The organism is Citrobacter sp. NCU1, from assembly GCF_010231475.1.
Taxonomy (GTDB): Bacteria; Pseudomonadota; Gammaproteobacteria; order Enterobacterales; family Enterobacteriaceae; genus Citrobacter_D.
The window spans coordinates 212,993-238,536 of sequence record NZ_NRDO01000006.1 but is presented as its reverse complement, the minus strand read 5'-3'; the positions used below and the strand labels follow the sequence as shown (position 1 = coordinate 238,536).

25 protein-coding genes and 1 riboswitch are annotated in these 25,544 nt (G+C 52.8%); of the genes, 10 read left to right on the top strand and 15 right to left on the bottom strand.

Translation table 11 applies throughout. The features are described from left to right. Positions 1 to 60 precede the first annotated feature (60 nt). Both parC and CJP72_RS03450 read right to left on the bottom strand, forming a co-directional pair. On the bottom strand, positions 61 to 2,319 hold the full coding sequence (parC, locus tag CJP72_RS03455; RefSeq protein WP_162379495.1) for a DNA topoisomerase IV subunit A: 2,259 nt from the start codon (positions 2,317 to 2,319) through the stop codon (positions 61 to 63). 382 nt (positions 2,320 to 2,701) lie between these two features. Next, positions 2,702 to 3,094, bottom strand: coding sequence for a YgiW/YdeI family stress tolerance OB fold protein (locus tag CJP72_RS03450; RefSeq protein ID WP_162379494.1), 393 nt, complete (start codon positions 3,092 to 3,094; stop codon positions 2,702 to 2,704). A gap of 152 nt (positions 3,095 to 3,246) precedes the next feature. On the opposite strand from CJP72_RS03450, the gene qseB reads away from it, so the two are divergent. From qseB to CJP72_RS03430, 4 genes are all read left to right on the top strand, one after another. Then, entirely contained in the window at positions 3,247 to 3,906 is a 660-nt protein-coding gene (gene qseB / locus CJP72_RS03445; RefSeq protein ID WP_162379493.1) for a quorum sensing response regulator transcription factor QseB, read from the top strand. Next, a complete protein-coding gene (gene qseC, locus CJP72_RS03440; RefSeq protein ID WP_162379492.1) occupies positions 3,903 to 5,252 on the top strand; it encodes a quorum sensing histidine kinase QseC in 1,350 nt (449 codons plus the stop codon). Before qseB ends, qseC begins: the two co-directional genes overlap by 4 nt. A gap of 108 nt (positions 5,253 to 5,360) precedes the next feature. After that, positions 5,361 to 5,942 (top strand): NAD(P)H-dependent oxidoreductase, encoded by a 582-nt coding sequence (locus CJP72_RS03435; protein ID WP_162379491.1) that lies wholly within the window; start codon positions 5,361 to 5,363, stop codon positions 5,940 to 5,942. A gap of 32 nt (positions 5,943 to 5,974) precedes the next feature. Continuing rightward, complete coding sequence (locus tag CJP72_RS03430) at positions 5,975 to 6,289, top strand: putative quinol monooxygenase (RefSeq protein ID WP_162379490.1); 315 nt, start codon at positions 5,975 to 5,977, stop codon at positions 6,287 to 6,289. Between the two features lie 95 nt (positions 6,290 to 6,384). Here the strand turns inward: CJP72_RS03430 and CJP72_RS03425 are convergent, their stop codons facing one another. The 3 genes from CJP72_RS03425 to CJP72_RS03415 are packed head-to-tail and all read right to left on the bottom strand — an operon-like array spanning position 6,385 to position 10,715. Beyond that, positions 6,385 to 7,572: a glycoside hydrolase family 88 protein gene (locus tag CJP72_RS03425; protein WP_162379489.1), complete on the bottom strand. Its 1,188-nt coding sequence runs from the start codon at positions 7,570 to 7,572 to the stop codon at positions 6,385 to 6,387. 28 nt (positions 7,573 to 7,600) lie between these two features. Beyond that, a complete protein-coding gene (locus CJP72_RS03420; RefSeq protein WP_162379488.1) occupies positions 7,601 to 8,869 on the bottom strand; it encodes an oligosaccharide MFS transporter in 1,269 nt (422 codons plus the stop codon). Between the two features lie 28 nt (positions 8,870 to 8,897). Next, positions 8,898 to 10,715: a DUF2264 domain-containing protein gene (locus CJP72_RS03415; RefSeq protein WP_162379487.1), complete on the bottom strand. Its 1,818-nt coding sequence runs from the start codon at positions 10,713 to 10,715 to the stop codon at positions 8,898 to 8,900. 166 nt (positions 10,716 to 10,881) lie between these two features. On the opposite strand from CJP72_RS03415, the gene CJP72_RS03410 reads away from it, so the two are divergent. After that, complete coding sequence (locus CJP72_RS03410; protein WP_162379486.1) at positions 10,882 to 11,718, top strand: helix-turn-helix transcriptional regulator; 837 nt, start codon at positions 10,882 to 10,884, stop codon at positions 11,716 to 11,718. Positions 11,719 to 11,825: 107 nt separating this feature from the next. Here the strand turns inward: CJP72_RS03410 and parE are convergent, their stop codons facing one another. Genes parE through nudF form a run of 5 tightly spaced genes read right to left on the bottom strand, consistent with a single transcriptional unit; the run spans position 11,826 to position 16,231 of the window. Then, positions 11,826 to 13,718, bottom strand: coding sequence for a DNA topoisomerase IV subunit B (gene parE / locus CJP72_RS03405; RefSeq protein WP_162379485.1), 1,893 nt, complete (start codon positions 13,716 to 13,718; stop codon positions 11,826 to 11,828). Between the two features lie 28 nt (positions 13,719 to 13,746). Beyond that, on the bottom strand, positions 13,747 to 14,328 hold the full coding sequence (gene yqiA, locus CJP72_RS03400) for an esterase YqiA (RefSeq protein WP_162379484.1): 582 nt from the start codon (positions 14,326 to 14,328) through the stop codon (positions 13,747 to 13,749). After that, on the bottom strand, positions 14,328 to 15,155 hold the full coding sequence (gene cpdA, locus CJP72_RS03395; protein ID WP_162379483.1) for a 3',5'-cyclic-AMP phosphodiesterase: 828 nt from the start codon (positions 15,153 to 15,155) through the stop codon (positions 14,328 to 14,330). Before cpdA ends, yqiA begins: the two co-directional genes overlap by 1 nt. A 24-nt stretch (positions 15,156 to 15,179) precedes the next feature. Beyond that, complete coding sequence (locus CJP72_RS03390; protein ID WP_012135164.1) at positions 15,180 to 15,602, bottom strand: DUF1249 family protein; 423 nt, start codon at positions 15,600 to 15,602, stop codon at positions 15,180 to 15,182. Then, complete coding sequence (gene nudF, locus CJP72_RS03385) at positions 15,599 to 16,231, bottom strand: ADP-ribose diphosphatase (RefSeq protein ID WP_162379482.1); 633 nt, start codon at positions 16,229 to 16,231, stop codon at positions 15,599 to 15,601. Before nudF ends, CJP72_RS03390 begins: the two co-directional genes overlap by 4 nt. Before the next feature lie 199 nt (positions 16,232 to 16,430). Here nudF and tolC point away from each other — a divergent pair, with 199 nt between their 5' ends. From tolC to CJP72_RS03365, 3 genes are all read left to right on the top strand, one after another. Further along, positions 16,431 to 17,909: an outer membrane channel protein TolC gene (gene tolC / locus CJP72_RS03380; RefSeq protein WP_162379481.1), complete on the top strand. Its 1,479-nt coding sequence runs from the start codon at positions 16,431 to 16,433 to the stop codon at positions 17,907 to 17,909. Positions 17,910 to 18,125: 216 nt separating this feature from the next. Continuing rightward, positions 18,126 to 18,797: a DUF1190 family protein gene (locus CJP72_RS03370; RefSeq protein WP_162379479.1), complete on the top strand. Its 672-nt coding sequence runs from the start codon at positions 18,126 to 18,128 to the stop codon at positions 18,795 to 18,797. A 5-nt stretch (positions 18,798 to 18,802) separates the two neighbouring features. After that, the gene (locus CJP72_RS03365) at positions 18,803 to 19,963 is read left to right on the top strand and encodes a glutathionylspermidine synthase family protein (protein ID WP_162379478.1); all 1,161 of its coding nucleotides are present in this window, start codon (positions 18,803 to 18,805) and stop codon (positions 19,961 to 19,963) included. Positions 19,964 to 20,048: 85 nt separating this feature from the next. Here the strand turns inward: CJP72_RS03365 and ygiD are convergent, their stop codons facing one another. Beyond that, entirely contained in the window at positions 20,049 to 20,837 is a 789-nt protein-coding gene (gene ygiD / locus CJP72_RS03360) for a 4,5-DOPA-extradiol-dioxygenase (protein ID WP_193568571.1), read from the bottom strand. A 142-nt stretch (positions 20,838 to 20,979) separates the two neighbouring features. Here ygiD and zupT point away from each other — a divergent pair, with 142 nt between their 5' ends. Then, complete coding sequence (zupT, locus tag CJP72_RS03355) at positions 20,980 to 21,753, top strand: zinc transporter ZupT (protein WP_162379476.1); 774 nt, start codon at positions 20,980 to 20,982, stop codon at positions 21,751 to 21,753. 74 nt (positions 21,754 to 21,827) lie between these two features. Here zupT and CJP72_RS25980 read toward each other — a convergent pair whose 3' ends face one another. Both CJP72_RS25980 and ribB read right to left on the bottom strand, forming a co-directional pair. After that, positions 21,828 to 22,004 (bottom strand): hypothetical protein, encoded by a 177-nt coding sequence (locus CJP72_RS25980; RefSeq protein ID WP_446714961.1) that lies wholly within the window; start codon positions 22,002 to 22,004, stop codon positions 21,828 to 21,830. Positions 22,005 to 22,286: 282 nt separating this feature from the next. After that, positions 22,287 to 22,940 (bottom strand): 3,4-dihydroxy-2-butanone-4-phosphate synthase, encoded by a 654-nt coding sequence (ribB, locus tag CJP72_RS03350; protein WP_162379475.1) that lies wholly within the window; start codon positions 22,938 to 22,940, stop codon positions 22,287 to 22,289. A gap of 105 nt (positions 22,941 to 23,045) precedes the next feature. Then, a riboswitch (FMN riboswitch) is annotated at positions 23,046 to 23,195 on the bottom strand. A gap of 132 nt (positions 23,196 to 23,327) precedes the next feature. Here ribB and ubiK point away from each other — a divergent pair. Further along, a complete protein-coding gene (ubiK, locus tag CJP72_RS03345; protein ID WP_162379474.1) occupies positions 23,328 to 23,624 on the top strand; it encodes a ubiquinone biosynthesis accessory factor UbiK in 297 nt (98 codons plus the stop codon). Between the two features lie 34 nt (positions 23,625 to 23,658). Here ubiK and glgS read toward each other — a convergent pair whose 3' ends face one another. Together glgS and hldE are read right to left on the bottom strand one after the other, a co-directional pair. After that, positions 23,659 to 23,868 (bottom strand): cell surface composition regulator GlgS, encoded by a 210-nt coding sequence (glgS, locus tag CJP72_RS03340; protein WP_162379473.1) that lies wholly within the window; start codon positions 23,866 to 23,868, stop codon positions 23,659 to 23,661. A gap of 229 nt (positions 23,869 to 24,097) precedes the next feature. Next, on the bottom strand, positions 24,098 to 25,531 hold the full coding sequence (gene hldE, locus CJP72_RS03335; RefSeq protein WP_162379472.1) for a bifunctional D-glycero-beta-D-manno-heptose-7-phosphate kinase/D-glycero-beta-D-manno-heptose 1-phosphate adenylyltransferase HldE: 1,434 nt from the start codon (positions 25,529 to 25,531) through the stop codon (positions 24,098 to 24,100). Positions 25,532 to 25,544: the final 13 nt, after the last annotated feature.

Sequence of the window (25,544 nt, the reverse complement as noted above, 5' to 3'; positions counted from 1 at the left end):
CACGGGAATTTTTAACGTTTATTCTCCCTCCTTTCATGGAGGGAGAATAAGACGAGACCATTACTCTTCGCTATCGCCAGTGCTTGCGCGGCGAGGAGAGTCGATCTCTATACGATCGATACGCTGCAGGCCGCGCATCAGCGTACCGCGGCGACCACGCTCGCCCGTCACTTTTTGCAGCTCTTCAGGACGCAGTTTAATTTTGCGCTTACCGACATGAATCGTCAGCGTACTTTGTGGCGGCAGAACGTAAAGCTGCGCCAGGCCATCTTCGCCTTTCGCTGCTTCCGCTGAAGGAATATTGATGATCTTATTCCCTTTGCCTTTCGACAATTGCGGCAGATCGCTGACCGGGAACATCAACATACGGCCCGCATGTGTTATTGCCAGCAGCATATCGGTGTCATCTTCAATCACCACCGGCGGCATCACATGCGCATTTTCCGGTAACGTAATCAATGCCTTGCCCGCACGATTGCGCGCGACCAGATCATTGAAGGTACACACAAAACCGTATCCTGCATCAGACGCCATCAACAGTTTCTGCTCATCGCCTTCCATCAGCATATGATCCACTGTCGCCCCCGGCGGCAGCGTAAGCTTACCGGTCAGCGGTTCGCCCTGACCACGTGCCGACGGCAGCGTAATGGGATCGATGGCATAACTGCGTCCGGTCGTGTCGATGAATACCACAGGCTGGTTACTCTTGCCTTTCACGGCGGCTTTAAAACTATCACCCGATTTATAGTTCAGCCCTTGCGCGTCAATATCGTGGCCTTTGGCGCTACGCACCCAACCCATTTGGGAAAGCACAATGGTCACTGGCTCAGACGGCTGCATGTCATGCTCGCTCATCGCCTTAGCTTCGTCACGCTCCTGCAAAGGAGAGCGGCGATCATCGCCATAAGCATCAGAGTCAGCCTGTAACTCTTTCTTCAGCAGGTTATTCATTTTGCGCTCGGAAGCCAGAATGCCCTGCAACTGGTCACGCTCTTTCGCCAGCTCATCCTGCTCACCGCGGATTTTCATCTCTTCCAGTTTGGCAAGATGACGCAGTTTCAGTTCGAGGATGGCTTCAGCCTGCGTTTCAGTGATGCCAAAGCGCGACATCAACGCAGGTTTGGGTTCATCCTCGTGACGGATGATCTCAATGACTTCGTCGATATTGAGAAATGCCACCAGCAAACCTTCGAGGATATGCAGACGCTTAAGGACTTTCTCCAGACGATAGTTCAGGCGGCGGCGTACGGTGTCACGACGAAACGCCAGCCATTCGGTCAGGATCTCCAGCAGATTTTTCACTGCCGGACGACCATCCAGGCCGATCATGTTCAGGTTGATGCGATAACTTTTTTCCAGGTCCGTGGTGGCGAACAGGTGGTTCATCACCTGATCCATATCCACACGGTTGGAGCGCGGAACAATCACCAGACGGGTCGGATTTTCGTGGTCCGATTCGTCACGCAGATCGTCCACCATCGGCAGTTTTTTGTTGCGCATCTGGGCTGCGATCTGTTCCAGCACTTTTGCACCGGAAACCTGATGCGGCAGCGCGGTAATCACTACTGCACCGTCTTCTTTATTCCATACCGCACGCATACGCACGGAACCGCGCCCGTTCTCGTAAATCTTACGAATTTCAGCACGGGAGGTAATGATCTCAGCTTCCGTCGGGTAGTCCGGCCCCTGCACGATATCCAGCAGTTGATCCAGCGTCGTTTTCGGCTGTTCAATCAGAGTGATGGCCGCTTTAGCCACTTCGCGCAGGTTATGCGGAGGAATGTCAGTTGCCATCCCGACCGCAATACCGGTAGTGCCGTTGAGCAGAATGTTGGGCAGACGCGCAGGCAGCATTTTCGGCTCCTGCATCGTGCCGTCAAAGTTCGGCACCCAGTCTGACGTACCCTGCCCCAGTTCGCCCAGCAAAACCTCCGCGTACTTCGACAGGCGAGATTCGGTATAACGCATCGCTGCGAAGGATTTCGGATCGTCCGGCGCCCCCCAGTTTCCCTGGCCGTCAACTAACGGATAACGGTAAGAGAAGGGTTGCGCCATCAGCACCATAGCTTCGTAGCAGGCGCTGTCGCCATGAGGATGATACTTACCCAGCACGTCACCGACGGTACGGGCGGATTTTTTAAATTTGGCGCTGGCGTTCAGCCCCAGTTCCGACATCGCATACACGATGCGACGCTGAACCGGCTTCAGCCCGTCACCAATAAATGGCAACGCCCTGTCCATGATGACGTACATGGAATAGTTCAGATAGGCGTTTTCCGTGAATTCATGCAGCGCAAGGCGCTCTGCCATATCGCTCATTAATCGTGGTTCCTCAACGGTTAGCCTGAACAATACCCACTCTCTGCCAGGCAATATTGCCGCAGATATTACCCTATCTGGCGCGTTGAGTCACAAAGTCTGCCAGCTTTCCCCCATCCCATTGACAAGGACAGGAGTAACGCAACGCGTATGCGGTGATGTACAGTTCCTGGCTGTGGGTATCATCCTGCGGATTGTGAACAGGGAAACCGCTCATATACGGTTTAAGCCGTTTAATCAGCAGGGGATTAATAGAGAGGAATCAACGGTGCTTATTGATGAATGATCAGTGCCGTTTGTCCGCAACTTCACGTCCGCATCCAGCACTTTCGCCATTCGGAACAGAGAAAGAAAAGGGCCGCAAGCGCGACCCTGATGAGGATTATTTAGCAACTTTGGTGACCTGTTTTACATCGATCTCGACAGAGTTCCAGTCTTTATCAACCTCCCCCTGAATTTCCACAACGTCCTGCGGCGTCACGGTCACTCCGTTCCAGCGTTTGTGGTCGATATCCACATTCACGGTGCCGGTGGCATCTTTAAACAGATACAAATCGTCGGAAATACGTTCAACGATATTCCCGCGCAGCGTTACCCAGGTATCATCGCGCAGCGATTTAGCGCTTTCGACTGTCGTGCTGCTACCGTTCGGGCCAACAAACCCGCCGCTTTGACTTTGCGTCGCCGTCGGACCAGAAAATCCGCCCTGCTGAGCTGCCAGGACCGGTGCAGAACTCAATGCCATCACGGCAATCATTGCAGCCAATTTCTTCATGATTCTTTCTCCCTTTCATGTTGTTTCACGTCCATTAAATACATTAATCCTTAACAACTTCTTAAGCCCCAAAAAGAGATTTTTTTTCTGTACATCGCCCGCGACGACAGGGTTTACTGACAGCAGACTGATTCAATGCAGGGACGAATATCATGCGAATTTTACTGGTAGAAGACGACGTGCTGATTGGCGATGGCATCAAAGCGGGTCTGGGTAAAATGGGATTTAACGTCGACTGGTTTACCGAAGGTCGCCTGGGTAAAGAAGCACTCTACAGCGCCCCTTATGACGCGGTGATCCTCGACCTTACGCTGCCGGGAATGGACGGGCGGGAGATTCTGCGCGAGTGGCGTGAAAACGGCAAACGTGAACCGGTCTTGATTTTGACGGCGCGTGATGCGCTCGCGGAACGTGTTGAAGGCTTGCGTCTCGGCGCAGACGACTACCTCTGCAAACCCTTTGCGCTCATCGAAGTCGCCGCCCGGCTGGAGGCGCTGGTACGTCGCGCCAACGGGCAGGCCAGCAGCGAACTGCGTCACGGACAGGTGTCACTCAATCCCGGTAGCCTGATTGCCACGCTGGCGGGTGAACCTTTACCGCTCAAACCGAAAGAATTTGCGCTGCTGGAACTGCTCATGCGCAACAGCGGGCGAGTACTGCCGCGCAAACTGATCGAAGAAAAACTGTATAGCTGGGACGATGATGTCTCCAGCAATGCCGTAGAAGTACATGTCCATCATCTACGCCGCAAACTCGGCAGCGACTTTATCCGTACCGTACATGGAATTGGTTACACCCTGGGTGACGCATGAAATTAACGCAACGTCTCAGCCTGCGGGTCAGGTTAACCCTGATCTTTCTGATCCTGGCATCCCTCACCTGGGCAGTTTCCAGCTTTGTCGCGTGGAAGAAAACAACCGACAACGTAGATGAGCTGTTTGACACGCAACTGATGCTGTTTGCCAAACGCCTGAGCGCGCTGGATATCAACGACATCAACGCGTCAGCGCTCATGGCGCGTACGCCGAAAAAATTTAAACACGGCCACGTCGATGACGATGTTCTGGCCTTTGCGGTGTACACCAGCGACGGCAGAATGGTGTTGCACGATGGCGATAACGGGCGGGATATTCCCTACAGCTACCGGCGGGAAGGCTTTGACGATGGTCAGTTGAAAGGCGATAACGACAAATGGCGTTTTATCTGGTTAACCTCCGCCGACGGTAAATACCGTATTGTGGCAGGGCAAGAGTGGGAATACCGCGAAGATATGGCGTTGGCGATCGTCACGGCGCAACTCACGCCCTGGCTTATCGCCCTTCCACTGATGCTGCTGATCCTGATTGTGTTGCTCAGTTGGGAACTCAAACCGTTGAAAAAACTGGCGCAAACGCTGCGTTTGCGCGCCCCGGAATCGGAGGAGCCGCTGGATCCTAAAGGCGTCCCCAGTGAAGTACGCCCGTTGGTTGAAGCCCTCAATCAGTTATTTATCCGCACACACTCAATGGTGGTGCGTGAACGCCGCTTCACCTCAGATGCCGCCCATGAACTGCGCAGCCCCTTAACGGCGCTGAAAGTCCAGGCCGAAGTGGCGCAACTCTCTGACGACGATCCGAAGGCCAGGGAAAAAGCGCTTGCGCAATTGCATGCAGGTATTGACCGCGCCACGCGACTGGTTGATCAACTCTTAACCCTTTCACGACTCGACTCGCTCGACAATCTACAGGATGTGACAGAACTCTCTCTCGAAGAGGTTCTGCAATCTGCCGTGATGGAGATTTACCATCAGGCGCAGCTTGCCCACATTGATGTGCGCCTGAACATTAATGCACACCATGTCATGCGAACCGCGCAGCCTCTGTTGCTGAGTTTGCTGGTACGAAACCTGCTGGATAACGCCATTCGCTATAGCCCGCAGGGAAGCATCGTGAACGTGACCTTACATGCGCACTGTTTTACCGTTACCGATAATGGCCCCGGCGTGTCGCCCGACATTCTGCCCCACATCGGCGAACGTTTTTATCGCCCACCGGGACAGAGTGTGACAGGCAGCGGGCTGGGTCTGTCAATCGTCCGCCGGATTGCCGCATTACATGGTATGGAGGTGACGTTTAGTCATGTCCCCCAGGGAGGATTTGAAGCCACTGTGAAGTGGTAAGGCAGGATTATTGCTAATTAAGCAAAAGACTTTGCACATTTTGCTAATTTTACCAGGCCGCTCATCAGCGTAAAATTGCCTTCAAACGGATTCCTGTGAGGACAAATAATGAGCAACATTCTGATTATCAACGGCGCGAAAAAATTCGCACATTCCAATGGTCAGTTAAATGACACCCTGACCGAAGTCGCGGATGGCCTCCTGCGCGACCTCGGGCATGATGTTAAAGTCGTCCGTGCCGAAAGTGATTACGACATCAACACGGAAGTACAGAACTTCGTCTGGGCCGATGCGGTAATCTGGCAGATGCCAGGCTGGTGGATGGGCGCACCGTGGACGGTTAAAAAATACATTGATGACGTCTTCACTGAAGGTCATGGCATCCTGTACGCCAGCGATGGACGCACCCGTTCAGACGCGTCGAAGAAGTACGGTTCAGGCGGTCTGATTCAGGGTAAAAAATATATGCTCTCCCTGACCTGGAACGCACCGATGGACGCGTTCACGGATAAAGATCAGTTCTTCCACGGTGTGGGCGTTGATGGCGTGTACTTGCCGTTTCACAAAGCAAATCAGTTCCTTGGAATGGAAGCGCTGCCGACTTTTATCGCCAATGACGTGATTAAAATGCCGGACGTCCCACGTTATATCGCAGAATATCGCAAGCATCTGAGCGAGATTTTTGGTTAACTGGTAGCCTGGAATTAGAAGGAGTTAACCACATGCTTACCGTTATTGCTGAAATCCGTACGCGTCCAGGTCAACATCACCGCCAGGCGGTACTGGAGCAGTTCGCTAAAATCATCCCCACCGTATTGAAAGAAGAGGGTTGCCACGGCTATGCGCCGATGGTTGATCACGCCGCAGGCGTGAGTTTCCAGACAACTGCTCCTGATTCAATCGTGATGATCGAACAGTGGGAAACCGTGGCGCATCTTGAAGCGCATCTGCAGACCCCCCACATGAAAGCATGGAGTGAAGCCGTCAAAGGCGAAGTGCTGGAAACGACTATTCGTATTCTGGAACAAGGGATTTAAGTTCTGTGGTATTGCCGGGTAGCACTGTGTTTACCCGGCCCTGAAAACCCTAAAACTTAACCTCCAGGCCCGGTAAGCGCCACCGGGCCTTTTTATTACCAGTACAGCTTCCAGCTCTGTGTAAACCGCATCAGCGCCTCAACGTAGAAATAATCTCCCCAGCTTGCACACTCATCCACGCCCTTGTTGCTCGCCAGATGGTAAACCGAGTGCTTCAGCAGACCATTACCCTTCTCGTCTTTGCCCATCAGGTAGTGTTTCGTCAGCGATGACATGATCCCTTTCGCCCACGCCAGATAACGTTCCCGATCAGGATCGGTGACCGGCAGGTGTTTCACCAACTCCAGCAGCCCGCATACCGCAATCGCCGCCGACGAGGAGTCACGCAATGCGTCGGTACCGACCAGCGCCAGATCCCAGTGACAGACATCATCTTCCGGCAGACGGTTCAGGAAATAGTTCGCCAGCCGTTTCGACAGGGCGATCATTGTCTTGTCGCCGGTGTAGATATAACTCAACAGGAAGCCGTAAATTCCCCACGCCTGTCCGCGCGACCAGCAGGAGTCGTCCGCGTAACCCTGCTGCGTATTGCCGTAGCGCGGCGCACCGGTTTTCACGTCCATATAATAGGTGTGGAACGTGGACGCATCCTCACGAATCAGGTACGTCGCCGCCTGCATTACATGCGCTTTAGCCGCTTCTGCAAAGCGTGGATCGCCGGTCTGCTCCGTCGCCCAGTAGAGCAGCGGCAGATTCATATTACAGTCTATAATCATCCGTCCGGCCTGTTCAGGATCAGCCAGATCGCCCCACGCCTGGATGATCTTCGCCTTCTCGTGGAAGCGCTCAAGCAGGGCCTCAGCGGCAAGCAAAGAGAAACCGCGCGCCTCACGATTGCCCGTCAGACGCCAGGCCGCCACGCATGAGAGGGTATACAGAAAACCTAAATCATGGGTATTCGTGTCGTTGCGCCCGGCGATGCGCAGGCCGAACGAGCGGACATGTTTTTCCGCCATCGTACGGAATCTCTCATCACCGCTCATCTCCCACGCCAGCCACAGTTGGCCGGTCCAGAAGCTGGTGGTCCATTCGACGTTTTCGGTTAACGGGTAATAGCCGTCCTGGCAGGTTTCCGCCGGGAATTTTTCACCGAATTCCGTTAAATGACGGCTAATCAGTTCGAGGACATGGCTACGCGCGGAACATAACGCATCATTAAATGCGTGGGCATCCACGGGCGCTGGAATATCGGCCAGGCGTTCCTCTACGATACGACTTAACATATTTCGGTTCCTTCTTTGACAACGTAAATTAGCGTGATGGATGGTGTTCTACGACGTTCACGGCCTGCGCCCCGCGCCATTTGCTCTGGCAGGCGGATAACGTAAAGGCAGAAATCAGGGTAAAGATCAGCGCCGTGGCACCCATGATGATATAGGTCTGTTCAAAGCCAATGCGGTCGTACATATATCCGGCAGGGGATGACACCACCACGTTTCCGACATACAGCATCGCCTGATAACCTAATAAATACATAGTGGCGTTAACGCGTTTATCGAAATGCTCGGCGATGTATTTAAATACCGACACCAGCAGCAGACAGATTTCCAGACCATATAGCGGTTTAAGAATCGAAATTAACAAGTGTGAATCACACATGCCGGAAATAATCAGACGAGCGCCGACCACGCATCCAACAATTAGTAATCCCCGCTTGGCACCAATAAAATTCACAAACAGCGGGATCACCATGTACATCAGGAATTCCATCCCCGACTGCACCGTTCCCAGATAGCCAAAGACCGCGTTGCCCTGATGCACGTCATCGAAGAAGGTGACGAAATAGCGAGAGAACTGCTGTTCAGCGATAAACATCATCCACGCCACGCCTGCCACATACAGGCAGAAGGCCCAGAATTTGCGGTTACGCAGCAACGCATAAACGTCCGACGGCGCGATTTTCTCTTTGGTTAGTACCTCCCCGGCGTGAACGGAGTTAGTGTTCACTTTCAAATTCAGCAGGACAATCAGCATGATGACCGACGCGACGCTGCCCATAATGAAGTTATACGCCGGAGAGAGGTTAAACAGCAGGCCAGAGAACGAGGATGCCACCGCCCAACCGAGCGATCCCCACATCCTAATCTGGCCAAACTCCATCCCGTTCAGGCGGCTAAAACGGTCAGAATAGGATTCGCACGCCGCCACACCCGCATACCAGGCAAAGCTTAGATAGAGCGCACCGAGAATAATCCCGAGCAGAGTGTTGGACATTAATAGCGGCTGATAAACGTAAATAAAGAACGGTGCCATCAGAGCCGACATCGCTACCACAAAATAGAGCAGGTATTTACTCATACCGATCTTATCGAGGATATAGCCATAAATCGGTTTCAGAATAACGGCGAACACACCATTAACCGCAAATACCGTACCAATCACCGAACCACTCAGATTCGCTTTTTGACCCAGCCAGATAGCCAGCAGACCAATGCTCGCCGACCAGGTAAAGAAATAGAGAAAGATAAAACTGCTGATTTTGTAATATTCAGTTCTGTTATTCGTTGATGTATTTTTCATACCATCCTCGCCGGGAGATCCGAAGTTATTAGATAAAGAACGCCAATTGACGTTCGCTTCCCGGTTCGTGAATCACGACCTGGTTACTGTTAATGTGCAACTGTGGAATCACCGCGTAGTGCTTCTGTTCTCCGGAGGCAGTGACAGCGCAACAGAGCCAGCTTTTACCGACCGGGATTTCCGTGGCGAGGACCGGAATAGAGGCGCATTGTGCAAACATGATGCTGCTGTTTGGCGGCGTCACGACGCCGTCCGGCACGCGGACAATCGCAGGAGACAAATCAACAATCACGCTGCTGCCGTTTTCCGCCTGCAGAAAACAGCCGTTCTCCTGCAACCGATGTTCGGTTTTCATCACGGCAAAACCGCCTTCCACCGTTTGCAGGGTGCGCGCACTATCAATGTGATGCAGGCGCAGATGCCACTCGCCGAACGGCACCAGCCAGGTGTCGATATGTACGTCATGCCACGGTGACCAGCGTGAGAAAATGAAGTTCTCATCGACGCGGACTTCTGCACAATCGCGGCGACCTCGAAAATAGTTATCGCCATCGGCGAGCAATAGCATGGAGTCGCAGGCGGCATGCTTGATGCCGTAGCGCCCGCGCTCAATGGTGAAACCAAAGCGGCTGGAGTAGGCAAATTTGGTGTATTTCGCGTCAGTGTTGACGAAATTATTCAACTCCAGTTGCCCTGCGGTGAGCATCGTGACGTGCTGCGAATGCTCGGCATGAATCAAAATCTGCTGCGCATGGGGAATGACATGTTTTTCTGCACGTTCTGGCAGCGGCTGTTCGTCGGCCTGCCAGAACGGATGTGACTCCGGCAGCGCCAGAATCAGGTACGTTTTCAGCGCCCAGTACGGCGATCCCGGCGAGTTGTAGTCTTCGCACATCACGAGGTTAGGGTAAGCAAAACCGAGCGTCAGAATGCCATCGCGGTCGAGAATCGGCTGCTGCTGCCACCAGCGCAGATGACGCAGGATCACGCCTTTCACAATCCCTGGCGTGAACACATCCAGCCCGGAAAACGCCACCGCGCTCCAGAATGCCACCATCGCGAAACGATAGGTCAGGCTGCGACCAAAGGGGATCGATGCGCCATCGGCGGCAGACATGTAGATAAAATCGTCGGCAAACAGGCGCGCGCGTTCACGTAGTACCGCCGCTCTTTCATCGTCACCGCTGAGCGTGGCGTAAATCAGACCGTAGAAGTGGAACGCCATTGAGATGTAATAATCTTTCGGGCGGCCAGGACCGTCGGAATACCATCCATCGCCCAGGTAATATTCATCCATCATGGCGAAACGGCGATCGATCGCGCTCTGGTCAAACGGCATTCCGGCGCGTTTAAAACCGAGCTGGACCATAATGGCAAAATAGTTCCAGTTGCTGTCCGGCATCTGCGCATCGGTGATTTGATTCAGCCACGTGTGCAGGTTCTGTAACTCGCGTTCGCTAAACCTGGCAGTGAGCTTATCTTGCAACAGCGAAAGCCCCAGGCCATACGCCGCCATCTCCACCAGACGCTGGTCGTAAGGCGCAGTTTCGCCCCAGTAGCCTGCGCTTTGCGGATCGGTTCCCAGCGTGATAGCCGTGATGTATTTGTCGCTAAACGGTGCGGCGTCACCGGACGCCATCAGCGGGAACAGCCCCCACAGTGCGCGGGAAAGCCCCTCCATCTGCGCAATATCCGTGGCGTAGTGCGCGCCGGTATCGCCCAGAGAAAAGCGCGAACTCTCCTGCGGGAATTGTTTGTCCAGCGCGCCCAGCATCGCGTTTAACGCTGCCACGACATCCCGACGGGAAGACAACGGATTTGATTTTTCTTTATTTGCCGCCAACATACGCTCGTCCTCATAATCAATTGCGGCAAAGAATAATGAATCAGGACGGCGCAGAAATGTTAGCCATGTCACAGCTACGGTAGATGAATAAACCCGCAGTTGAGAAAATTTAAAAAGGTGGTTTATAAATACGAAGTAAGAGGTAAAAGTTGAGTTTTATTGCACTATGCGCGACACGCTAAAATCCGATCGTCTGGAGCTGATTGCCTTAAACGACACCACCGTGTCGTTCAGTCGGCTATTCGCCAATACCGTGCGCTATCACCACTGGCATCAGTGCCTGGAAATTCTCTATGTTGAAGAGGGATTTGGCGTGGTGATTGTCGATAATCGCCACTACACCATGCGCCCCGGACGGCTGTTTTTCTTCCCGCCGTTTACCCTGCATAAAGTGATGGTGGATGAGCAGGCTGTGGCGATTTACCGCCGCACCATTATTCATCTCGACCACCACGCAATATTGAAGACCCTGCGCGATTTTCCGCAAGCCCAACAACGCTTGCAGAAACTTTCCCGACGCGGCGGTGAGGCGTGGGTCGTGGATGTAGCGCATTCCCATCCTCACGTTGTCCATCTCTTTAACTGCTATCAGCCGCCGCTGAACAGTGAAAACATCGCCAGCCTGCTCATCGGTCTGTTTGCCATGCTGCCAGGTGATGACGACGGGGCGCCCGGCAATCGCCACGGTATTGCAAGCCTCGTGATGTTCTGGCTGGATGAAAACTATCAGCACAAATTCACGCTTGATGCGCTGGCGCAGGAGTTAGGTAAATCACGCAGTTACGTTTCACGGAAATTCCACGCTGAAATGGGTGAGAAAATTCACGATTATCTGAACACACTGCGATTACGGAAAGCCTGTGAAAGACTGCTTCACAGTGAAGATAGCGTGCGGGAGATTGCCGCCAGGGTCGGATTTTCTGACGTGACGTATTTTATCAGTGCGTTTAAAAAAGGTATCGGCGAGACGCCATTACAATACCGTAAGGCGCAAAAATCATAGTGTTGGATGGCGACATAAACGCCTTATCCGGCCAGTGAGAACTGCACAAATGACAGGCCGGATAGCGCGCTTTCGCGCCGCCATCCGGCACTAAAGCGCGAGTGCGATTATCCTTCGAGATCGGCGAGGTCGCCTTTCTCCTGCAACCAGTTGCGGCGATCTTCAGAACGCTTCTTAGCCAGCAGCATATCCATCATCGCGTTAGTACGCTGATCATCTTCGTCATCAATGATGAGCTGCACCAGGCGACGGGTATTCGGATCAAGCGTGGTTTCGCGCAGTTGCATCGGGTTCATTTCACCCAGACCTTTAAAGCGCTGCACGTTCGGCTTGCCTTTCTTACGTTTTAGTTGTTCCAGAACACCGGCTTTTTCTTCTTCCGTCAGCGCGTAATAGACCTCTTTACCAAGATCGATACGGTATAACGGCGGCAGCGCAACGTAGACGTGTCCATGCTTCACCAGCGTACGGAAGTGTTTCACAAACAGCGCGCACAGCAAGGTGGCAATGTGTAAACCATCGGAGTCCGCATCCGCGAGGATACAGATCTTGCCGTAACGTAGTTGGCTTAAATCGTCGCTATCCGGATCAATACCGATCGCCACAGAAATATCATGAACCTCCTGCGACGCGAGAACCTCGTCGGAAGAGACTTCCCAGGTGTTCAGGATCTTACCTTTCAGCGGCATGATCGCCTGATACTCACGATCGCGCGCCTGTTTTGCAGAACCGCCAGCCGAGTCCCCTTCCACAAGAAACAGTTCGGTACGATTAAGATCCTGCGCAGTACAGTCCGCCAGTTTTCCTGGCAGCGCAGGACCACTGGTCAGTTTTTTACGCACCACTTTCTTCGACGCCCGCAAACGGCGCTGAGCGCTGGAAATCGCCATTTCCGCCAGCTGTTCCGCTGCCTGCACGTTCTGGTTCAGCCACAGACTAAAGGCATCTTTCACCACGCCAGAAACAAATGCCGAGCACTGACGCGAAGAGAGGCGCTCTTTGGTTTGCCCGGCAAATTGCGGGTCCTGCATCTTCACGGAGAGCACGTACGCGCAGCGATCCCAAATATCCTCGGCGGACAACTTCACGCCGCGCGGCAAAATATTGCGGTATTCGCAGAATTCGCGCATGGCATCCAGCAGCCCCTGGCGTAAACCGTTGACGTGGGTACCGCCCTGCATTGTCGGGATCAGGTTGACGTAGCTTTCGGTCAGCAGCTCACCGCCTTCCGGCAACCACAGTAGCGCCCAGTCGATGGCTTCCGTTTCGCCTTCGAAATTGCCGAGAAACGGTTTCTCAGGAAGCGTGGGCAAACCGTTAACCGCTTCAGCCAGATAGTCGTTCAGACCATCCTGATAACACCAACGTTGTTCGCTATTGTTAACTTCATCTTTAAAGGTGATTTCAACACCCGGGCATAAAACCGCTTTGGCTTTCAACACGTGCGTTAAACGAGACACCGAAAAACGGGGGCTGTCGAAGAAACTTTCGTCCGGCCAGAAGTGGACGCTGGTGCCGGTATTGCGTTTGCCGCAGGTCCCAATCACTTGCAGATCCTGCACTTTTTCACCGTTCTCAAACGCGATGTTATAGACCTGAGCATCACGACGAACCGTCACTTCAACGCGTTTCGATAGTGCGTTCACCACCGAAATACCCACCCCGTGCAGACCGCCGGAGAACTGGTAGTTTTTGTTGGAGAACTTGCCACCCGCGTGCAACCGGCAAAGGATCAGTTCGACTGCCGGGACGCCCTCTTCAGGGTGAATATCCACCGGCATGCCGCGTCCATCATCAATGACTTCCAGAGATTGATCGGCATGTAAAATCACATCCACACGTTTTGCGTGGCCCGCCAGTGCTTCATCCACACTGTTATCAATCACTTCCTGCCCAAGATGGTTGGGACGGGTCGTATCGGTGTACATCCCTGGTCGGCGGCGTACCGGCTCAAGCCCAGTGAGTACCTCAATGGCATCAGCGTTATAAGTTTGCGTCATGGTTTAAATTAGCAATTCGAATTGATTGTCAGAAACTGTGCAGTCCAAGAAAATCGACAATCTGGTTGAAATAATCTTCGAAGCCCGTGAATGCGTGATTCCCACCTTCGATCACTGTCTGACGGCAGGAGGCGTAATTCGCCACCGCCTGGCGGTAGTCCAACACTTCATCCCCCGTCTGTTGCAGCAGCCAAATCAAATCCGGCGCTTCCAGCGGGTCAATCTGCATGACTTTAAGATCGTAAATATGGCGTGACTCTAGCACATATTGCTGCCCCGTGTAGGGGTTCTCGTTCTGACCCAGGTAGTCGACCAGCAGTTCGAAGGGTTTTACTGCAGGGTTCACCACCACGGCCGGCAACATAAAACATTGTGATAGCCAGGTGGCGTAATAACCGCCAAGTGAGGAACCGACGATGCCCAGCGATTCTCCGCCATGTTCAAGCACGATAGATTCCAGCAGTTCTGCCGCGTCGGCAGGATACGGCGGTAATTGCGGCACCACCATTTCAACATGAGGATGGTGCTCCGCCAGCCAGCTTTTAAGCAGGCAAGCCTTTGCCGAGCGAGGTGAACTATTAAATCCGTGGAGATAAAGAAGCGTAGACATCAATAGCCTTCTGAAGCGGTATCAGGGCGGAACTGGGTCCCCTGTAGACGACAGACTTCTGTTTTCAGCGTACCGTCGGCAAACAGTTCCAGCGTACGCCAGCCCGGACCAATCGTGTCCAGCGTAAAATTAGCGCAATGTGGCTTAAACTGAACGCATGTCGATGGGGTTGCCATCAGGCGACGGCCGTTCCAGTCCAGATCCTGCTCCTGATGAATATGCCCGCACAACAAATACTTAACGCGAGGATAGTTCACCAGTATGTTGTCCAGTTCTGCGGCGTTGCGCAGACTGTGCTGGTCAAGCCAACTGCATCCCGCAGGCAGCGGGTGGTGATGCAGAAGCAACAGCGTGTGGCGTTCGGGAGCATCCGCGAGTTTACGCTCCAGCCATTCAAGCTGGAACTCACTTAACTCGCCGTGGGGAACGCCAAAAACCTGGCTGTCCAGCAACAAAATTTGCCACTGCTCGCCAATCCAGACGCGTTTGGCCGGGGAGATCCCCGCATCCTGTAATGCGCTGTACATCGCGGGTTGAAAATCATGGTTGCCAGGCAACCAAACGCAAGGCGCACGAAAGCTTGCGATGCCTTCAGCAAAATGCTGATAGGCCGCAGAACTTTGGTCCTGAGCCAAATCGCCCGTTGCCACGATCAAATCGAACTCAATCTGCTGCGCATGAATCGCATCCAGTACGGCCTGGTAGCTTTCCCAGGTGTTCACGCCCAGTAGTGTTTCGTGCTTTGCGGCAAACAGGTGAGTGTCTGTAATTTGTAAAATCCTGACTCTGGCCTCACCAGCCAAAGGAAGGGTTAACAGGCTTTCCAAATGGTGTCCTTAGGTTTCACGACGCTAGTAAACCGGAATCGCCATCGCTCCATGTGCTAAACAGTACCTTAACCAATCAGCTAAAAACTGATTAATTTGATGCTTTTCGTCGCGTTGATGCAACTTTTTATTTGGATAATCATACCGCGCTTTGAAGCGAAAGATCTGCTGACTTGAACACACTTCAGCCACCATCGCATCATGATACAGGCGCACCGTTAGCGACGGCAGGCTCCAGTAGGTGATGGCAGGCGCGGTCTGCTCAATCGCCACCAGCGTAGTGTATCGGGTCGATTCTACAATCGTTAACCGATATTGTGCGTTTGCCACCTGATAGCTCACTGTTTCGCCGGGTGCGTCATTACGTGGCAGCAGGCGGCGCAATTGCGAAAAGTTGGTTTCGCACAGGCGCATCATCTCAGGAAAGTCAGGTGTATAACGCTTCATTTTTTCCACTCGTTTTTTAACTCTTGATAGTGCAGTTGCAGCCATTGCAAAGCGATGACAGACGCCGCGTTGTCGATTTTCCCCTCTTCCACCCACTGGTATGCCTGCTCCCGACTTACCACATGAACACGAATATCTTCGTTTTCATCCGCCAGACCGTGAATCCCGCTTGCGGTCGTGGCATCCACTTCACCCACTAAAATTGACAGGCGCTCACTGGTGCCGCCGGGGCTTGCCAGATAACTCATCACCGGCTTCGTCCGTTTGACATCAAGGCCAGCTTCTTCCATCGCTTCACGGCGGGCGACATCGTCTGCGGTTTCGCCCTCTTCAATCATACCGGCGACCATCTCCAGCAACCACGGGCTCTCACTGGTGTCATATGCCGCGATACGGATCTGTTCTACCAGCACAACTTCGTCGCGCTCAGGGTCAAAGGGTAGCAAGACTGCGGCGTGCCCGCGCTCAAAAATTTCACGCTGAACCTCACCACTCATTTCCCCATTGAATAAACGATGGCGAAAACGATAAAGGTCCAATGAAAAAAAACCGCGATAAAGCGTTTCTCGTGCAATAATTTCTACATCGTTTTTAGAAAAAGTCATCGGCGAACTGTCTTGTTTATGCATTGTTCTGTCCTGGTTTCCAATAGTGGTTAGAATGTGAATTTCAAGGCCGTTTGAATACTGTTTCACCTGGCTTGTGATAAATTGGTGCAAATTAACGCCGTATGGCACATAACGCCAACTTTTCGCAGTGGCGGATTCTGCTAGAATCATCAATTATTTTACAATTTGATCAGCGCTAAATACTGCTTCACAACAAGGAATGCAAATGAAGAAATTGCTCCCCATCCTTATCGGCCTGAGCCTGTCGGGGTTCAGCACTTTGAGCCAGGCAGAAAACCTGATGCAAGTGTATCAGCAAGCACGCCTGAGCAACCCGGAATTGCGTAAATCCGCCGCCGATCGCGATGCTGCATTCGAAAAAATTAACGAAGCGCGTAGTCCTTTACTGCCGCAACTGGGTTTAGGTGCCGATTACACCTATAGCAACGGCTACCGTGACGCCAATGGTATCGACTCCAATGAGACCAGCGCCTCTTTGCAATTGACTCAGACTCTTTTCGATATGTCGAAATGGCGCGCGCTGACATTGCAAGAAAAATCCGCAGGTATTCAGGACGTTACCTTTCAGACAGACCAGCAAACGCTGATCCTCAATACCGCAACAGCCTACTTCAATGTGCTGAGCGCCATTGACGCGCTCTCCTTCACCGAAGCGCAGAAACAGGCGATTTACCGTCAGTTGGATCAAACCACTCAACGCTTTAACGTGGGTCTGGTTGCTATCACTGACGTTCAGAACGCCCGTTCACAATACGATACCGTGTTAGCGGACGAAGTTACCGCACGTAACAACCTCGACAATGCGGTTGAAACGCTGCGCCAGGTCACCGGCAATTACTACCCGGAACTGGCATCCCTGAATGTTGATGGTTTTAAAACCAACAAACCTCAGGCCGTGAATGCACTGCTAAAAGAAGCGGAAAACCGCAACCTGACGCTGTTGCAAGCCCGCCTGAGCCAGGATCTGGCGCGTGAGCAAATCCGTCTGGCGCAAGACGGTCACTTGCCAACGTTGGATTTAAACGCCTCGACGGGGATCTCAGATACCTCGTATAGCGGTTCGAAAACCAATTCTACTCAGTATGACGACAGCAACCTGGGTCAGAACAAAATTGGTTTGAGCTTCTCCTTACCGTTGTACCAGGGTGGACAAGTCAATTCTCAGGTGAAACAAGCGCAATACAACTTTGTTGGCGCGAGTGAGCAACTGGAAAGCGCACACCGTAGCGTCGTACAGACCGTGCGTTCCTCCTTCAACAACATCAATGCATCTATCAGCAGCATTAACGCGTATAAACAAGCCGTTATCTCTGCACAAAGTTCATTAGATGCCATGGAAGCCGGTTATTCCGTCGGTACGCGTACCATCGTGGATGTGTTGGATGCGACCACCACGCTGTACAACGCCAAGCAACAGCTTTCCAGCGCACGCTACAACTACCTGATTAATCAGCTGAACATCAAATCTGCACTTGGTACGCTGAACGAACAGGACCTGGTTGCGCTGAACAACACGCTGGGTAAACCGATTTCCACTACGCCAGACATCGTGGCACCGGAAAACGTACAGCAGGACGCCAGCGCTGACGGCTATACTGCCGATAACGCCGCCCCGGAAACGCAACCTGCGTCAGTACAAACAACCAGCAGCAACGGCAACAATCCATTCCGTAACTGATGAAATTGCCGATGGCGCTTTGCTTACCGGACCTACAAACGCGTAGGTCCGGTAAGCGCAGTACCCGCTGGCGCTAAATTGCTGGCCGAACGTAAGGCAACGTAAAGATCCCGCGATTTCCCCGCATTCTCGCCTCTTCTCGCTTCATTTTCGACCAGCCATCCTCTATCCTGAGCATTATTTGCCATATACACCACTGGGTCCTGGAAGACGAAAATGAAACGGACAAAATCCATACATCACGCTTCGTTCCGCAAAAGCTGGAGCGCTCGCCATTTAACGCCAGTCGCACTGGCGGTCACCGCTGTCTTTATGCTGGCGGGCTGTGAACAAACCGATGAAACGGTTTCGCTTTATCAAAATGCTGACGACTGTTCTGCGGCAAACCCAGGTAAAAGCGCGGAATGTACGACTGCATTCAACAATGCAGTGAAAGAAGCAGAACGTACCGCGCCCAAATACGCCACGCGAGAAGATTGCATCGCCGAATTCGGTGAAGGTCAGTGCCAGCAAACGCCTGCCCAGGCAGGTATGGCACCCGAGAATCAGGCGCAAGCACAACAATCCAGCGGCAGCTTCTGGATGCCGTTGATGGCAGGTTACATGATGGGTCGCATGATGGGCGGCGGCGCAGGTTTTGCGCAACAACCCCTGTTTAGCTCGAAAAACCCGGCCAGCCCTGCTTACGGTAAATACACTGATGCCAGCGGCAAGAACTACGGCGCCGCACAGCCAGGTCGCACCATGACCGTACCGAAAACAGCGATGGCGCCTAAACCGGCAACCACATCAACCGTTACACGCGGTGGTTTTGGTGAATCTGTGGCGAAACAAAGCACGATGCAGCGTAGCACCAGCGGCACCACAACGCGTTCGATGGGTGGTTGATTCACATGGAAAGAGTCAGTATTACTGAGCGCCCGGACTGGCGCGAAAAAGCCACAGAATACGGTTTTAATTTTCACACCATGTACGGCGAGCCCTACTGGTGTGAGGATGCCTACTACAAGCTGACGCTCGCCCAGGTTGAGAAGCTGGAAGAGGTCACTGCTGAACTGCACCAGATGTGCCTCAAGGTCGTTGAGAAGGTCATCGCCAGCGACGAACTCATGACGAAGTTTCGTATTCCGAAGCACACCTGGGGATTTGTTCGCCAGTCATGGCAAACGCGGCAACCTTCGCTCTATTCCCGCCTTGACCTGGCGTGGGACGGCACCGGTGAACCCAAACTGCTGGAGAACAACGCTGATACCCCGACCTCGCTGTATGAAGCGGCCTTTTTCCAGTGGATCTGGCTGGAAGATCAGCTCAATGCAGGCAACTTGCCGGAAGGCAGCGATCAGTTTAACAGCCTGCAAGAAAAGCTGATTGAGCGTTTTGCGGAACTTCGTGAACAGTACGGTTTTCAACTTCTGCATTTAACCTGCTGTCGCGACACGGTTGAAGATCGCGGAACGATTCAATATCTGCAGGATTGTGCGGCCGAAGCCGAAATCGCCACTGAATTCCTCCACATTGAAGATATCGGTCTCGGTGAAAAAGGTCAGTTCACGGACTTACAGGATCAGGTTATCGCCAACCTGTTCAAGCTGTATCCGTGGGAGTTTATGCTGCGCGAAATGTTCTCCACCAAGCTGGAAGATGCTGGCGTACGCTGGCTGGAACCGGCATGGAAAAGCATCATCTCCAACAAAGCACTGTTACCGCTGCTGTGGGAAATGTTCCCGAACCATCCAAACCTGCTGCCTGCGTATTTTGCCGAAGATGACTATCCGCAGATGGATAAATTCGTCGTGAAGCCTATCTTCTCTCGTGAAGGTGCCAACGTCTCGATCATTGAGAACGGCAAAACGATCGAAGCGGTGGAAGGTCCGTACGGTGAAGAAGGCATGATCGTGCAACAGTTTCATCCGTTGCCGAAATTTGGCGACAGCTACATGTTGATCGGCAGTTGGTTGATTAACGATCAACCCGCCGGGATCGGCATTCGCGAAGACAGAGCGCTGATCACACAGGATCTTTCCCGTTTCTACCCACATATTTTTGTTGAGTAATTCGTTGTGCCGGGTGGCGGCTTCGCCTTACCCGGCCAACGGCGCAGACGGTAGGCCCGATAAGCATAGCGCCATCGGGCATTAATCACCCCACCTGTACCGACAGCATACTCAGACTACCCATCTCAATGCCGTCCACCGGTATCGACATTGGCTCCTTGCCATCCCACGCGCCTAGCACATACAGCAATGGCAAATAGTGATCCGGCGTTGGATTCGACAATGAACCCCCTTCATGCTCGAGATAGTTGACCAGCGGGTGCTGCTCAACAGGTCCCTGCCACGTCAAATTCGCCTTCACATAATCATTGAACGATATCGCCCACGGATACGGCGTATTTTCGCCGTGCCAGCGCGCCGTACGCAGGTTATGCACCACGTTACCACTGGCGACCAGCATAATGCCTTCATCGCGCAGCGCGGCCAGTTTACGTCCCATTTCAAGGTGCCATGCGGCGGGTTTTGTGCTGTCGATGCTTAACTGTACCATCGGGATATCGGCATTGGGATACATCTTGATCAGCACCCCCCAGGAGCCGTGGTCAAATCCCCAGGCCTCTTTATCAAGCGTAACAGGAACAGGAGACAGCAGTTCCACCAGACGTTGCGCCAGCTCAGGCGAACCGGGTGCCGGATAGTGGGTGTCGTAAAGCGCCTGCGGAAAACCGCCAAAATCATGAATGGTTTTCGGGGCTTCCATTGCTGTCACGCCAGTCCCGCGGGTGAACCAGTGAGCCGACACCACCACAATCGCTTTGGGACGCGGTAATGCCTCCCCCAGATGCTGCCAGGCACGGGTATAGACGTTATCTTCCAGAACATTCATAGGGCTGCCGTGTCCCAAAAACAATGCTGGCATACGCGTTGAAGACATGATGATATCCTTACAGAGGGAGGTCATTTTGATATCCTCACAATACGCTTTTTCGGTAGATGAAGAACTCAGATAACCATGATGAAGATCATCAGTTATTTTGAAGGTCAGGCCCGGACAGCAGAATCATAAGGAGTTGTCGATGTCAGTACCTTTAATTCTGACCTTATTGGCGGGTGCCGCCACTTTTATTGGTGCCTTTCTTGGCGTGCTGGGACAGAAACCCTCAAATCGCGTACTGGCGTTTTCGCTGGGATTTGCGGCAGGCATCATGCTACTTATCTCGCTAATGGAAATGCTGCCGGCGGCGCTGGCTGCGGAAGGGATGTCCCCTGTCTTAGGCTACGGCATGTTTATTACTGGACTGCTGGGCTATTTCGGGCTGGATCGCCTGCTTCCTCATGCCCACCCGCAAGATTTAGTCCAGAAAACAACGCGGCCGCTGCCCGGCTCCATTAAACGCACCGCCATGTTATTGACGCTGGGCATCAGCCTGCACAACTTTCCGGAAGGGATCGCGACGTTTGTTACCGCCAGCAGCAATCTTGAGCTGGGCTTCGGTATTGCTTTGGCGGTTGCCTTACACAATATTCCCGAAGGTTTAGCGGTGGCCGGACCGGTTTATGCCGCAACAGGTTCGAAACGCACGGCCATTTTCTGGGCTGGCATTTCTGGTATGGCGGAAATTTTCGGCGGCATATTAGCCTGGTTAATTCTGGGTAGTTTGATTTCGCCTGTCGTAATGGCGTCGATTATGGCGGCGGTAGCGGGAATAATGGTGGCGTTATCCGTAGATGAATTAATGCCTCTGGCAAAAGAGATCGACCCTAATAATAACCCCAGCTACGGCGTACTGTGTGGAATGTCGGTGATGGGACTCAGTCTGGTGATTCTTCAATCGATGGGAATCGGATAAAGCAACCGCAGATGTTGTCCTCATCATTCAGGACAACATCATGCTTTCCCATCAAGAAAATATGAGAATAGAAGTTATTCCCGATCCCTGGCAACACGGCTGTCTTCATCTGTGCGGCGAAATAGCGTATTGCGGGCCTCGAGCAGCGCGTCCCTGTCTTGCCTGAACGCTCTGCAATAACGTTTCATATGGCAAAAATAACCTACAACGACAAGAACAATTAATACAATCCAATACCACGCGATAAACATCCTTTTACCCTTAAAATTTAACATTGCCAAACATTTAACGTTAAAATTTTACATACCTATCTCTAGGTATATTCATATACTGGCACAGTACGAAATTGAGAATATGATTTTGATCATAGAGAAAAAGATTGAGCTTTTATTAAAGGTCAGACCGCCTGCAAAATTAAAATATATGGGATAAACAGGATATTTTTTCGAACCGATAAAAACAAAAAACCGAAGTCAGTAAACTGGCTTCGGTTTCTTTCATTGCGTTATACCACCCGACGGGCGGCACGCCAGTCAGCTGGCCATACGCGCGTGCGCCTGGCGGTAAGCCACCAAATCTTCGATGGTGACGACGGCCATATTGTGTTCACCCGCAAACTTGATGCACTCCGGCGCGCGAGCCATTGTGCCGTCATCGTTGGTCAGTTCACACAGAACACCTGCAGGTTTAAAACCCGCCAGCGTCACCAGATCGATGGTCGCTTCCGTATGACCGCCGCGAGTCAACACCCCACCAGCCTGAGCACGCAGCGGGAAAACGTGTCCTGGGCGGTTAAGGTCAGAAGGTTTAGCGCCATCGGCAATGGCAGCACGCACGGTGGTAATGCGGTCAGCCGCGGAAACACCGGTAGTCACACCCTTAGCAGCCTCAATCGTCACGGTAAAGCCCGTGCCATAAGCGCTGGTGTTATTTTCCACCATCATAGGCAATTCGAGCTGCTTGCGGCGATCTTCAGTGATGCACAGGCAAACAATGCCGCTACCGTGACGGATAGTCAGCGCCATCTGCTCAACGGTCATTGTTTCGGCAGGGAAAATCATATCGCCTTCGTTTTCACGGTCTTCGTCGTCAAGCACCATCACACCGCGTCCTTCACGCAGCGCAGACAGAGCGTGTTCGACACGATCAAAAGGCGTACCAAAAGAGGAAAGTAGCGTCTGATTCATGGTAAAAAAACCTCACTAAATTTATGGTTACCAGAATCAGGGCAGTCTTAGGAGTGCCGCCATGCGGCAAAAAAATAACGTGAGCGGGTCCATGCCCGACTGGATCGTTACTCTCTCCCATCCGGACTCTAACCGTCGGCTCCGGAATTACACCGGATCTGCTGACCTTTGAGTTTGCACCCAAAGCGCTCGCGGGCTTTCAACATAGGTTGATTTACCGCCGGTGGGGAATTTCGCCCCGCCCTGAGAATAAGCGATATAACTATAACGCTATTGATTACCTTCATCAATGCCTTTACTCCGCTACGCATCACACAATTCTGGTTTATGCCTTACGCATATCGCACTACAATGTGCCTCAACACTTACCAGTTCAGGGAAACCACAATGATTGACCCGAAAAAAATTGAGCAAATCGCTCGCCAGGTTCACGAGTCGATGCCGAAAGGGATCCGGGAGTTCGGGGAAGATGTCGAGAAGAAAATCCGTCAAACGCTGCAATCACAGCTGACGCGTCTCGATCTGGTGAGCCGCGAAGAGTTCGATGTACAAACTCAGGTGTTACTGCGTACCCGTGAAAAGCTGGCACTGCTTGAGCAGCGCCTCAGTGAACTGGAAGCGCGCCAGTCGCCTGTCGACGTCAAACCTGCGCCCGCCATCCCGCCAGTGGATACTCAAGAGTAAAAAAAGAGACGGGCCTTTTGGCCCGTCTCTTTTTTCAGTGTTCGAGTTCTAATTTTTTTGCTCGTGTTGCCTGTTGGCAGTAAAGCGCATAGCGCTTGCAGAACCAGCTACGGTGCTCTTCATCCATGTTTCCGGTGACAGCACGGATATCGACAGGACGACCTTCAGCCTGCATTCTGGCAAAACTACGGGCCAGAAAATCGAAATTGTTCAACGAATACACATTGTTGTGGTTCATGAGCATACCCTCCAGTTAGCGAGTTTCTGATAAGGCCATATGCTTTTTCTGATTCCAGTATTCGCTTCTGGGCGCAACTTATTTGTACATTATGTGCGCAAATCACCAGCCGGAAGTCACACTTTTCCAGGAAATGTAAAGGGGTACACGGAAATGATAATGGAACGCTTATCAGGCCAGCATCGCGTGGAGGCTCACTGGCCTGATAAGGTGTCTGAACTTACTGGTAGATCAATTACTTGTCGCTGTCTTTCTGGATCTTTTTGATGATATTGGTCGTTGAGCAACCGTCTTCGAAGTTCAGCACCAACACTTCGCCACCGTTGGCCCAAACCTCTTCACTACCCGCAATCTGTTCCGGTTTGTAGTCGCCGCCTTTCACCAGCAGATCAGGCAGCACACCTGCAATCAGACGCTGCGGGGTATCTTCTTCAAAAGAGACCACCCAGTCGACGGACTCCAGCGCGCCCAATACGATCATGCGTTGTTCAAGCGGATTGACCGGGCGCGTTTCGCCTTTCAGACGTTTAGTGGAGGCATCGCTGTTCACCGCTACGATCAGGCGGTCGCCCAGTTTGCGCGCATTTGCCAGATAAGAGACGTGTCCGGCATGCAGGATATCGAAGACGCCGTTGGTCATCACCACTTTCTCACCGCGTTTACGCGCGCTGGCAACAGCCTGTTTCAGCTCGTTTTCCGTCATCACGCCAAAGCCCGTGTCGGCACGACCGCGTACCGCATTTTCCAGCTCAATTGGCGAAACGGTAGATGTCCCCAGCTTACCGACAACCACACCAGCCGCCGCGTTAGCGAAATAGCAGGCTTCTTCCAGCGATTTTCCTGCCGCCAGCGTCGCTGCCAGCACACCGATGACCGTATCGCCCGCACCGGTGACGTCATACACTTCCTGTGCCTGAGTCGGCATATGCAGCGGCGCTTTGCCCGGTTGCAACAACGTCATACCTTGTTCGGAACGCGTCACCAGTAGCGCAGAGAGATCGAAATCTGCAATCACTTTCATGCCGCGAGTGACAATCTCTTCTTCGCTTTTACACTTACCGGCCACCGCTTCAAATTCCGACAAATTCGGGGTCAGCAGCGTGGCGCCACGGTAACGTTCAAAATCGGTGCCTTTCGGGTCGATCAATACCGGTACGCCCGCTTTACGCGCCAGCGCGATCATCTGCTGAACGCTGGCCAGTGCGCCTTTCGCATAGTCAGAGAGTACCAGCGCGCCAATCGAACCCAGCGCCTGATTAATGCGCTCATGCAGCGGTTGCGGATCAACCCCCTCAAAGCCTTCTTCAAAATCCAGGCGGATCAGTTGCTGGTTTCGCGAAAGTACGCGCAGTTTGGTGATGGTCGGATGCGTCGGGACAGAAACAAAGTCGCATTTCACATTTACATCGGCCAGTGTTTTGCTGAGTGCGCGCGCGGCATCATCAATTCCGGTCAATCCGACCAGACGTGAATTGGCCCCCAGGGACGCAATGTTCATCGCCACGTTAGCCGCGCCGCCCGGACGTTCCTCAATGGTGTCCACTTTGACAACGGGTACTGGCGCTTCCGGTGAAATACGGCTGGTCGGCCCGTACCAGTAGCGATCCAGCATCACGTCACCAACAACCATGACTCCTGCACGTTCAAACTCTGGCAGCGTTACTTTCATTCCTGTCTCCTGA